This is a genomic window from Kitasatospora sp. NPDC057223 (assembly GCF_042669755.1).
Taxonomy (GTDB): domain Bacteria; phylum Actinomycetota; class Actinomycetes; order Streptomycetales; family Streptomycetaceae; genus Kitasatospora.
The window spans coordinates 32,775-44,964 of sequence record NZ_JBHUWW010000070.1 but is presented as its reverse complement, the minus strand read 5'-3'; the positions used below and the strand labels follow the sequence as shown (position 1 = coordinate 44,964).

The following is a 12,190-nucleotide window of genomic DNA, read 5'->3' as shown; positions in this document are numbered from 1 at the left end:
GCACACCCACCAGATGCCGGGCCACCACACCACCCAGAGCACCCGACGCACCCGTCAACAACACCACCCCGTCACCAAAACCAACCGGCTCCGAAACAGCATCCGGCACACCCACCCGGCCCAGACGAGGAACGAACACCTCCCCACCCACCACCCGAACCTCAGGCTCACCCACCGGCAACCCACCCACCGGCACCACACCCTCCACCAACACAAACCGACCAGGATGCTCAGCCTGCACCGACCGCACCAAACCCCGCACAGCCGCACCAGCCAACCCAGCACCCACCACCACCGTCAACACACCACCACCAGCACCAGCAGAAGCACCAGCCCCGGCACCGTCAGAAGCCAACCAACCCTGCACAGCCTCCAACGCACCGAACACCGCACCACGCACACCCACCGGACCATCAGCAGCACCCACGAACGACACCACCTCATCCGGCACCCACAACCCACCACCCGACACACCAACCCACTCCACCCCGAACAACGGAGCCACAGCGGAGGGGAGTTCGGCCGGACGGAGCGCCAGTTCGGCGACCGTGAGCAGAGGTGCGCCGATGGCGTCGGCCAGGGTGAGGACATACCCGTCCTCGGTACCGCTGGGTGCCAGCCGGACGCGCGCGGCGGTGCCGCCGGCCGCGTGCAGCCGGACGCCGTTCCAGGAGAAGGGCAGCACGACCCGCTCGCCGGCCTCCAGTGCCAGCAGGTGCAGGGCGGCGTCCAGCAGCGCGGGGTGGACGCCGTACTGACCGGCCGTCACCGCCTGCTGCTCGCTGAGTTCGACCTCGGCGAAGAGCACCTCGCCCTGTCGCCAGGCGGCCCGCAGGCCCTGGAACTCGGGCCCGTAGTGGTAGCCGCGTTCGGCCACCGTGGCGTAGGCATCACCGACCGGGATCGGCTCCGCACCCGGCGGCGGCCACTCGGTCAGGCTGTCCGCGCCGACCTGGCCGTCGGTGAGGGTGCCGAACGCGTGCCTGGTCCACGGGGCGTCCGGGCCGTCCTCCTGCGCGCGGGAGTGGAAGGCGAACGTCCGCCGTCCGCCGTCCTCCGGCCCGCCGATGGTGAGTTGGAGCTGTACCGCGCCGCGCTCCGGCAGCACCAGGGCCGCCGCGAGCGTCAGCTCCTCGACGGTGGCGGCGCCGAGCTGCGCACCGGCCCGCAGGGCCAGCTCGACGAAGGCCGCGCCGGGCAGCAGCACGCTGCCGCCGACGGCGTGGTCGGCGAGCCACGGGTGGGTGTCAAGCCCGAGCCGCCCGGTCAGCACCAGACCCGCGCTGTCGGCGAGTTCGATGGAGGCGCCGAGCAGCGGATGGGCCGAGGCCTCGATGCCGAGGCCGCCGGCGTCGGCCACCTCGACGGTGCCCTCCAGCCAGTAACGCCGGTGCTGGAACGCGTAGGTGGGCAGGCCGACCAGCTGGGCGCCGGGCCAGAGCTTCGCCCAGTCGACGGCCCGGCCGTGGGCGTGCAGCGCGCCGAGGGCGGTGAGCGCGGAAGTCTGCTCGGACCGGTCGCGGCGGAGCAGGGCCTCGGCGGTGACCTCGGTCTCGACGGGCGTCTGACGGATCAGCGCGGTGAGCACGGCGTCGGGGCCGAGCTCGACGAAGGTGGTGGCGCCGAGCTCACCCAGCCGCAGCACGGCGTCGTGGAAGCGCACGGCCTCCCGGATCTGCTGGACCCAGTGCTCGGGCGAGGTCAGGTGCTCGGCGGTGGCCGGTCCGTCCGGGCGGACGGAGACCACCGGGATCACGGGTTCGGCGTAGTCGATGCCGGCCGCGACCGTACGGAAGTCGTCCAGGACGTCGTCCATGTGGTGGGAGTGGAAGGCGTGGCTGACGGTGAGCCGCCGCACCCGCCGGTCCTGGCCGCGCCAGTAGTCGGCGAACTCCTCGGCCGCCGCCTCGTCGCCGGAGACCACCAGCGAGGTCGGGCCGTTGACGGCGGCGATGCCGAGACCCGGCAGCAGCGAGGCCCGCACCTCCTCCTCGGTCGCCGACACCGCGACCATCGCGCCGCCCGCCCGCGCCGACTGCATCAGCCGGCCCCGGGCCGCGACCAGCGCAGCAGCGTCCGCCAGCGAGAAGGCGCCCGCCACGTGCGCGGCCGCCAGCTCGCCGATGGAGTGGCCGGCCACGAAGTCCGGTACCACGCCCAGGCTTTCGGCGAAGCGGAACAGCGCCACCTCGACGGCGAACAGCGCCGGCTGGGTGTAGCGCGTCTCGTCCAGCAGCTCACCGCCCTCGAAGATCAACGGCAGCAGCGGACGGTCCAGCAGGGCGTCGAACTCCGCCACCACCGCGTCCAGTGCCGAGGCGAACGCCGGGTAAGCGGCATAGAGTTCACGCCCCATGCCCGTCCGCTGACTGCCCTGGCCGGTGAACACGAACGCCACTCCGCCGCCGGCGGTGCCGCGGACGAGTCCGGGAGCTTCGTCCCCACGGGCCAGCGCCGCCAGACCGCTCAGCAGGGAGTCCTGTCCGTCGCCGATGACGACGGCGCGCTGCTCCAGGGCGGAGCGGGAGACCGCGAGCGACAGCGCCACGTCGGCCACCGCCAGCTCCGGCCGCTCCACCACGTGGTCCAGCAGGCGGGCGGCCTGGCCGCGCAGACCGGCCTCACCACGGCCGGACACCACCCACGCCACCGGGCCGTCGACCTCGGCGGCACCGGTGACGGCTGCCGCGGGGGCCTGCTCGACGATCACGTGCGCGTTGGTGCCGCTGATGCCGAAGGACGAGATGCCGGCCCGACGGGCCCGGCCCACCTCCGGCCAGGCCACCTCCTGCGACAGCAGTTCCACCGCGCCGGAGGACCAGTCCACGTACGGCGAGGCGACCTCGGCGTGCAGCGTGCGGGGCAGCACGCCGTGCTCCATCGCCTGCACCATCTTGATGATGCCGCCGACCCCGGCCGCAGCCTGCGAGTGACCGATGTTCGACTTCAACGACCCCAGGAACAACGGCTGTTCACGCTCGCCCTGCCCGTACGTCGCCAGCAGCGCCTGCGCCTCGATCGGGTCACCCAGCGTCGTCCCCGTCCCGTGCGCCTCCACCGCGTCCACATCGTCCGGCGACAGACCCGCACTCGCCAGCGCCTGCCGGATCACCCGCTCCTGCGACGGACCGTTCGGCGCCGTCAGACCGTTGCTCGCACCGTCCTGGTTGACCGCCGAACCACGCACCACCGCCAGCACCCGGTGACCGTTGCGCACCGCATCCGACAACCGCTCCAACAACAGCAGACCGACACCCTCACTCCACCCCGTACCGTCCGCCTCCGCCGAGAACGCCTTGCAGCGGCCATCGGCCGACAGACCACGCTGCCGGCTGAACTCCACGAAGGTGTCGGGGCGGGACATCACGGTCGCGCCGCCGGCCAGCGCCAGCGAGGCGTCGCCGCGCCGCAGGGCCTGCGAGGCGAGGTGCAGGGCCACCAGCGAGGAGGAGCACGCCGTGTCCACCGTCACCGCCGGACCCTCGAAACCGAAGGTGTACGCGATCCGGCCGGAGACCACGCTGGAGGTGTTGCCGGTGAGCAGGAAGCCCTCGAAGCCCTCGGGAGCCTTGCGGAAGCGCGAGCCGTAGTCGTTGTACATCACACCGGTGAAGACGCCGGTGTCGCTGCCGCGCACCGTGGCGGGGTCGATGCCCGCCTGCTCGAAGGTCTCCCAGGCGGTCTCCAGCAGCAGGCGCTGCTGGGGGTCGGCCGCGGTGGCCTCGCGCGGGCTCAGGCCGAAGAAGTCGGGGTCGAAGTCGCCCGCGCCGTAGAGGAATCCGCCCTCCCGGGTGTAGGAGGTGCCGAGGTGGTCCGGGTCCGGGTGGTACAGCGACTCCAGGTCCCAGCCCCGGTTGTCGGGGAACGGGCCGACCGCGTCGGTGCCCTCCGAGACGAGGCGCCAGAGGTCCTCGGGCGAGCGGACGCCGCCCGGGTAGCGGCAGGCCATGCCGACGATCGCGATCGGCTCGTCGGGGTCGGTGGACACCCGTGCCCGGACGGCCACCGGTGCCGGGGCGTCGGCGAGCAGGGCGACCAGGCGGTCCGCGATGGCGCCCGGCGACGGGTGGTCGAAGACGACCGTCGCGGGCAGCCGCAGGCCGCTCGCCGTGTTCAGGCGGTTGCGCAGCTCCACGCCGGTCAGCGAGTCGAAGCCCAGCTCGCGGAACGCGCGGCCGGCCTCGATGCTGCCCGGGTTGCTGTGGCCGAGCACGGCCGCGACGGTCTGCCGGACCAACTCCAGGGCCGCCCGGCCGCGTTCGGCCTCGGGCAGGGCTGCCGTCCGGCTGGCCCAGCTGTCGGCGCTGCTGCCGACCTCGGCGGCGCGCCGCAGCGGCGCCCGGACGAGCCCGCGGAACAGCGGGGCCAGCTCGCCGACGGCGGCCTGGCCGCGCAGGGCGGTGAGGTCGAGCTTGACGGGCACCAGCAGGGCGCGGTCATCGGCCAGGGCGGCGGCGAGCAGCCGGCGGCCGTGGTCCGGGTCGAGCGGCGTCAGGCCGTTGCGGTGCCAGCGGGCGAGCGAGGCCTGGTCCAGCCGGCCGGCCATGCCGTCCTCGTGGGCCCAGAGGGACCAGGCGAGGGAGGTCGCGGGCAGGCCCTGGGACCTGCGGTGCTGGGCGAGGGCGTCCAGATAGCTGTTGGCCGCCGCGTAGTTGGCCTGCCCCGGGTTGCCGATCAGGCCGGAGACGGAGGAGAACAGGACGAACGCGGCGAGGTCGTGACCGGCGGTCAGCTCGTGCAGGTTCCAGGCGGCGTCGGCCTTGGGGCGCAGCACGGCGGTCAGCCGCTCGGGGGTGAGGGTGTCGACCAGGCCGTCGTCGAGGACGCCGGCCAGGTGGAAGACGGCGCTGATCCGCTGCCCGTCCGGGCGGTCCGCGAGCACGGCTGCCAGGGCCTCGCGGTCGGCGGCGTCGCAGGCGGCGAAGCGTACGCTCGCGCCCAGGGCGGTGAGTTCGGCGGTGAGTTCGGCGGCGCCGGGTGCCTGGTCGCCACGTCGGCTGAGCAGCAGCAGGTCGCGGACCCCGTGCTCGGCGACGAGGTCGCGGACGAGCAGGGTGCCGAGGCTGCCGGTCGCGCCCGTGACGAGGACGGTGCCGCCGCCCAGTTCGGGCACCTCGGTGGCGGAGCCGTCGGCGGCGACCAGCCGGGGGGCGTACAGCGTGTCGCCGCGCAGGGCGAGTTGGGGCTCCCCGGTGGCGAGCGCGGCCGCGTACGGCGGCTCGGCGGCGTCGCCGGCGGCGGCGGCGTCGGTGTCGATCAGGACGAAGCGTCCGGGGTGCTCGGACTGGGCTGTCCGTACCAGGCCCCAGGCGGGGGCGGTGGCCAGGCCGGGAACGGCCTCGCCCTCCTCGACGGCGACGGCGCCCCGGGTGCGGAGCACCAGGCGGGAGTCGGCGAAGCGTTCGTCGGCCAGCCACTCCCGGACGAGGGCGAGCGCCCGGACGGCCGTCTCGTGTGCGCCCTCCAGACCCTGGGCGTCGGGGAGTTCGGCCAGGACCGCAGCGGGGACGGTCTCCAGCTCCGCGAGGGCGCCGGTGAGCGGCACCGGCGGGTCGGAGGCCGCGGGGGCGGACGGGACGGGCTGCCAGGCGATCCGGTAGAGGCCGGACGGGCGGGCGGGGGCGCCGAGCTGCTCGGCGCCGACCTCGCGGAGCGCGACGGCCTCGACGGTGATCACCGGACGGCCGTTGCCGTCGGTGGCGGTGAGCGCCGTGCCGTCCCAGTGGGCGCGCAGCGCGGTGGCGCCGGCGGCGTGCAGGCGGACGCCGGTGAAGCTGAACGGCAGCGGGATCCGGCCGGAGCCGTCGGCGGCCTGGTGGACGAGCGGGTGCAGGGCGGCGTCGAGCAGCGCGGGGTGGACGGCGAAGCCGTCGGCGGCCTCGGCGCCGGTGCCGAGGGCCAGTTCGGCGTAGGCCGCGCCGCTCTGCTGCCAGGCTGCGCGCACCGCGCGGAAGGCGGGCCCGTAGGTGTAGCCGAGTTCGGCGAGCCGGGTGTAGAGGTCCTCGGTCGGGACGGCGTCGGCGCCGGTGGGCGGCCAGTCGGTGACGGGCAGCGGTTCGCCGTCGGTGGCGGGTTCGAGCAGGCCGGCGGCGTGCCTGGTCCAGTCGCCGTCCGGTTCGGTGCGCGAGTGGACGGTGAGGCCGCGCCGTCCGTCGCGGTCGGCGGGGGCGACGGCGACCTGGATCTGCACGGCCGCGCCGGTGGTCAGGACGAGCGGTGCCTCCACGGTGAGTTCGGCGACACGGTCGACGCCGACCCGCTCGGCCGCGGTGAGGGCGAGCTCCAGGAAGGCGGTGCCGGGCAGCAGGACGCGGCCGAGGATCTCGTGGTCGGCGAGCCAGGGCTGGGTGCTGAGCGAGATCCGGCCGGTGAGCAGCAGCCCTCCGTCCTCGGCGAGTTCGAGCGCGCCGCCGAGCAGCGGGTGGCCGGTCGCGGTGAGGCCGTGGCCGGTGGCACTGGCCGTGGGGGTGGCCGTCCAGTGGCGGCTGCGCTGGAACGCGTAGGTGGGGAGTTCGACCGTTCGCGCGCCGGGCCAGAGCTGCGCCCAGTCGACGGCCGCGCCGCGTGCGTGCAGCGCGCCGAGGGCGGTGAGGGCGGTGGTCTGCTCGGGCCGGTCGCGGCGGAGCAGGGCCTCGGCGGTGAGGTCCGTGTCGTCCAGGGTCTCGCGGATCAGGGTGGTGAGGACGGCGTCGGGGCCGAGTTCGACGAAGGTGGTGGTGCCGAGTCCGTCCAGGGTGCGGACGACGTCCAGGAAGCGGACGGCCTCCCGGATGTGCCGGGTCCAGTAGGCGGGGTCGGCGAGTTCGGCGCCGGTGGCGGACCGGCCGGTGGTGTCGGAGATGACGTCGATCTCCGGTTCGGCGAACGCGACCTGCGCCAGGACGGCCTCGAACTCGGCGAGGACGTCGTCCATGTGGTGGGAGTGGAAGGCGTGGCTGACGGTGAGCCGCCGCACCCGCCGGCCCTGGCCGCGCCAGTGGTCGGCGAACTCCTCGGCCGCCGCCTCGTCGCCGGAGACCACCAGCGAGGTCGGGCCGTTGACGGCGGCGATGCCGAGGCCGGGCAGCAGGGAGGCCCGTACCTCGTCCTCGGTCGCGGACACGGCGACCATCGCGCCGCCCGCCCGCGCCGACTGCATCAGCCGGCCCCGGGCCGCGACCAGCGCAGCAGCGTCCGCGAGCGAGAAGACGCCCGCCACGTGCGCGGCGGCGAGGCCGCCGATGGAGTGGCCGGCCACGAAGTCCGGCACCACGCCGAGGCTTTCGGCGAAGCGGAACAGCGCGACCTCGACGGCGAACAGCGCAGGCTGGGTGTAGCGCGTCTCGTCCAGCAGCTCACCGCCCTCGAAGATGAGCGGGAGCAGCGGACGGTCCAGCAGGGCGTCGAACTCCGCGACCACCGCGTCCAGCGCCGAGGCGAACGCCGGGTACGCGGCATAGAGTTCACGCCCCATGCCCGTCCGCTGACTGCCCTGGCCGGTGAACACGAACGCCACGCGGCCGCCCGTTCCGGTGCCCTGGGCCGCGCCCTCGGCGAGGGCGGTGAGGCCGTCGACCAGGGCCTGGCGGTCCTCGCCGATGACGACGGCGCGCTGGTCGAGGGCGGAGCGGGAGACCGCGAGCGACAGCGCCACGTCGGCGACCGCCAGCTCGGGCCGCTCCACCACGTGGTCCAGCAGGCGGGCGGCCTGCCCGCGCAGGCCCGCCTCACCACGGCCGGACACCACCCACGCCACCGGGCCGCCGACCTCGGCTGCTTCAACGGCTTCGACGGCGGTCGGTGCGGGGGCCTGCTCGACGATCACGTGCGCGTTGGTGCCGCTGATGCCGAAGGACGAGATACCGGCCCGACGGGCCCGGCCCACCTCCGGCCAAGCGGTCTCCTCCGAGAGCAGCGAGACCGCGCCGGAGGACCAGTCCACGTACGGCGAGGCGACGTCCGCGTGCAGCGTGCGGGGCAGCACGCCGTGCTCCATCGCCTGCACCATCTTGATGATGCCGCCCACCCCGGCCGCAGCCTGCGAGTGACCGATGTTCGACTTCAACGACCCCAGGAACAACGGCTGTTCACGCTCGCCCTGCCCGTACGTCGCCAGCAGCGCCTGCGCCTCGATCGGGTCACCCAGCGTCGTCCCCGTCCCGTGCGCCTCCACCGCGTCCACATCGTCCGGCGACAGACCCGCACTCGCCAGCGCCTGTCGGATCACCCGCTCCTGCGACGGACCGTTCGGCGCCGTCAGACCGTTGCTCGCACCGTCCTGGTTGACCGCCGAACCCCGCACCACCGCCAGCACCCGGTGACCGTTGCGCACCGCGTCCGACAACCGCTCCAACAACAGCAGACCGACACCCTCACTCCACCCCGTACCGTCCGCCTCCGCCGAGAACGCCTTGCAGCGGCCATCGGCCGACAGACCACGCTGCCGGCTGAACTCCACGAACATGCCGGGGGACGACATGACCGCGACGCCGCCCGCGAGCGCGAGCGAGCACTCGCCCTGCCGCAGGGCCTGCGAGGCGAGGTGCAGGGCGACCAGCGAGGAGGAGCACGCCGTGTCCACCGTCACCGCCGGACCCTCGAAACCGAAGGTGTACGCGATCCGGCCGGACGCGATGCTCGACGTGCTGCCGGTCAGCCGGTAGCCGTCGCCGCCGTCCCCCGCCTCGTGCAGGCGGGGGCCGTAGTCGAGCGTGGTGGCGCCGACGAAGACGCCGCCACGGGTGCCGCGCAGGGCGGCCGGGTCGATGCCGGCGCGCTCGAAGGCCTCCCAGGCGGTCTCCAGCAGCAGGCGCTGCTGCGGGTCCATGGCGGTGGCCTCGCGCGGCGAGATGCCGAAGAAGGCGGGGTCGAAGAGGTCGGCGTCCCGCAGGAAGCCGCCGTGGCGGGTGTAGGAGGTGCCGAGGTGGTCCGGGTCCGGGTGGTACAGCGACTCCAGGTCCCAGCCCCGGTTGTCGGGGAACCCGCCGATGGCGTCGCCGCCGGACGCGACGAGGCGCCAGAGGTCCTCGGGCGAGTTGACCTCGCCCGGGTAGCGGCAGGCCATGCCGACGATCGCGATCGGCTCGTCGGGGTCGGCGACGGTGACGGGGGTGTCGTGGCCGTCCTCGGGGGCGGCCGTGGCGCGCAGGAGCTCGATCACCGCGTCGGGGGTGGGGTGGCTGTAGACGAGGGTCTGCGGCAGCTCGGCGCCGGTGGCGGCGGCCAGGCGGTCGCGCAGTTCGACGCCGGAGAGGGAGTCGAAGCCGAGGTCCTTGAAGGCGCGGCCGGTGTCGATCGCTCCGGGCGTGACGTGGCCGAGCACGAGGGCGACCTGGGTACGGACGAGGTCGACCAGGTCGCGGGCGGCCCGGTCGCGCGGACGGGCCGGCCTGGCGGGGGCGGCCACCGCGGCGGGCAGGGCGGCGGGGACCGGCTCGGGGGTCCCCTCCAGCCAGTGCCGCTCCCGCTGGAAGGCGTACGTGGGCAGTTCGACCCGCCGGCCGCCGAGCGCGGCGAGCCGGCCGGCCCAGTCGACCGGCGCGCCCAGGGCGTGCAGCCGGCCGAGGGCGCCGAGCAGCGTCTCGGGCTCGGGCCGTCCGCCGCGCAGGGCGGGCACGACGCCGTCGGCGGCGTCCGCCGGGGCGTCGTCGGTCAGGGTGGCGCGGGCGAGTGCGGACAGCGAGCCGTCCGGGCCGAGTTCGAGGAAGCGGACGGTGCCGAGCTCGCGCAGGGCGAGGACGCCGTCCCGGAAGCGGACGGGCTGCCGGACGTGCCGGACCCAGTACTCGGGCGAGGTCAGGTCGCCGGTGGCGTCGCCGGTCACGTTGCTGACGACGGGAATCGTCGGCTGCCGGTAGTCGGCCTGGCCGGCGACCTCGCGGAACGCGTCGAGCATGGCGTCCATGTGCGGCGAGTGGAAGGCGTGGCTCACCCGCAGCCGCTTCGTCCGGCGGCCGAGCCCGGCCAGAGTCTGCGCGACCTCCAGGACGGCCTGCTCGTCGCCCGAGATCACCACCGCCCGGGGTCCGTTGACAGCGGCGACGGCGACCTCGTGCTCGCGGCCGGCCAGCAGCGGGAGCACCTCGTCCTCGGCCGCCTCGACGGCGACCATGGCGCCGCCGGCGGGCAGCGCCTGCATCAGCCGACCGCGGGCGGCGACCAGGGCGGCGGCGTCGGCCAACGTGAGGACGCCGGCCGCGTGGGCGGCACTCAGCTCGCCGACGGAGTGCCCGGCCAGCGCGTCGGGGCGCAGCCCCCAGTGCTCGACCAGCCGGTAGAGGGCGGTCTGGACGGCGAACAGGGCGGGCTGGGTGTACTCGGTGGTGTCGAGCAGGCCGTCCTGGTCGTCGCCGAGGACGAGGTCGCGGATCGGACGGGCCAGGTGCGGGTCGAGCGCGGTGGCGGCGGCGTCGAAGGCCTCCGCGTACGCCGGGAAGGTCTCGTACAGCTCGCGTCCCATGCCGGGGCGCTGGCTGCCCTGGCCGGAGAACAGGAACGCCGTGCCGCCCTGCCCGGCGCGGGCGGCGGACCAGCTGCCGGCGGTGAGGTCGGCGAGCAGCTGCTCCCGGTCGCGGGCGAGCAGGACGGTCCGGTGCTCGAAGGCGGTGCGGGTGGCGGCGAGGGAGTGGCCGAGGTCGAGCAGGGCCGCGCCGGGGCGGCGGGCGAGGTGCTCGCCGAGGCGCTCGGCCTGGGCCCGCAGGGCGTCCTCGGTGCGGGCGGACAGCACCAGCGGGACGGGCAGGCCGGCGGCCGGGGTCTCGGGGCGCTCCGGAGCCGGTACGCCCGCGAGGACGACGTGGACGTTGGTGCCGCCCATGCCGAAGGAGCTGACGCCGGCGAGGCGCGGCCCGTCGCCGGGCCAGGGCTGCGTCTCGGTCGGTACCCGCAGGCCGAGGTCGTCGAGCGGGATCGCCGGGTTCGGGGTGACGTGGTTGAGGGTGCCGGGCAGTTCGCCGGCCCGCAGGCTGAGCAGGACCTTCAGCAGGCCCACGATGCCCGCCGCGCCCTCCAGGTGGCCGACGTTCGTCTTCGCCGAGCCGACCAGCAGCGGGTTGCCCGCCGGGCGGCCCCGGCCGAGCACCGCGCCGAGCGCGGCCGCCTCGATCGGGTCGCCGACCTTCGTCCCGGTGCCGTGCAGTTCCACGTAGCCGACCTCGGCCGGGTCCACGGCGGCCCGCTGGTAGGCGCGGCGCAGCACCTCCTCCTGGCCGGCCTGGCCGGGGACGGTCAGGCTCTCGGTGGCGCCGTCGTTGCCGACCGCGCTGCCGAGGATGACGCCGTACACCGGGTCGCCGTCGGCGAGCGCGGCGGCCAGCGGCTTGAGGACGACGGCGCCGCCGCCCTCGCCGCGGACGTAGCCGTCCGCGCGCTCGTCGAAGGTGAAGGAGCGGCCCTGCGGGGAGAGTCCGCCGAACCGGGCCGCGCCGAGGGTGCTGTCGGGCGCGGCGATGATGCTGACGCCGCCGGCGACGGCGAGCGTGGACTCGCCGGAGCGCAGGCTCTCGACGGCGAGGTGGACGGCGACCAGCGCCGAGGACTGGGCGCTGTCGACGGTCAGGCTGGGGCCGCGCAGGCCGAGCAGGTAGGAGAGCCGGTTGGCGATGACACCGCGGCTGAGGCCGGTCAGGGTGTGCCGGTCGACGGCGCGCTCGCCGAGACGGTGGGTGAGGGCGGCGTAGTCGTCGCCGATGGCGCCGATGAAGACGCCGGTACGGCTGTCGCGCAGGGTGGCGGGGACGATGCCGGCGTCCTCCAGGGCCTCCCAGCCGAGTTCGAGGGCGAGGCGCTGCTGCGGGTCCATGGCGGCGGCCTCGCGCGGGGCGATGCCGAAGAACTCCGCGTCGAAGGTGTCGACCCGGTCCAGGAAGGCGCCGGCCTGCGGGACGCCCGCGACCGGGGTGCCGTCACCCGTGCCGCTCGCGCCCGGCCAGCGGTCCGCCGGGGGCTGCCCGACGGCGTCGCGGCCCTCGCGGAGCAGCTGCCAGAAGGCGGCCGGGTCGGCGGCCTGCGGCAGCCGGCACGCCAGACCCACCACGGCAATCGGGACGTGCTCCCCGCTGCTCTGCGGCTTGCCGGTGCGGCTCTTCCCGGTGGTGCGCTTCGCGGTGGCGCGGGCGTCCTTACGGGTGCCGCTGACGCGGCCGGAGTCAGCGGCAGTGGGCTTGGGCGAGTTCGACATCGCTGCTGTGTGCTCCCTCATCGCGGACCGGCC

General features: G+C 75.1%; 1 protein-coding gene. It reads right to left on the bottom strand.

Annotated elements, in window-relative coordinates; genetic code table 11:
- The coding region (locus tag ACFUK0_RS23655) for an SDR family NAD(P)-dependent oxidoreductase (RefSeq protein ID WP_380253343.1) at window positions 1-12,157 on the bottom strand (12,157 nt) is incomplete at its 3' end.
- Window positions 12,158-12,190: the final 33 nt, after the last annotated feature.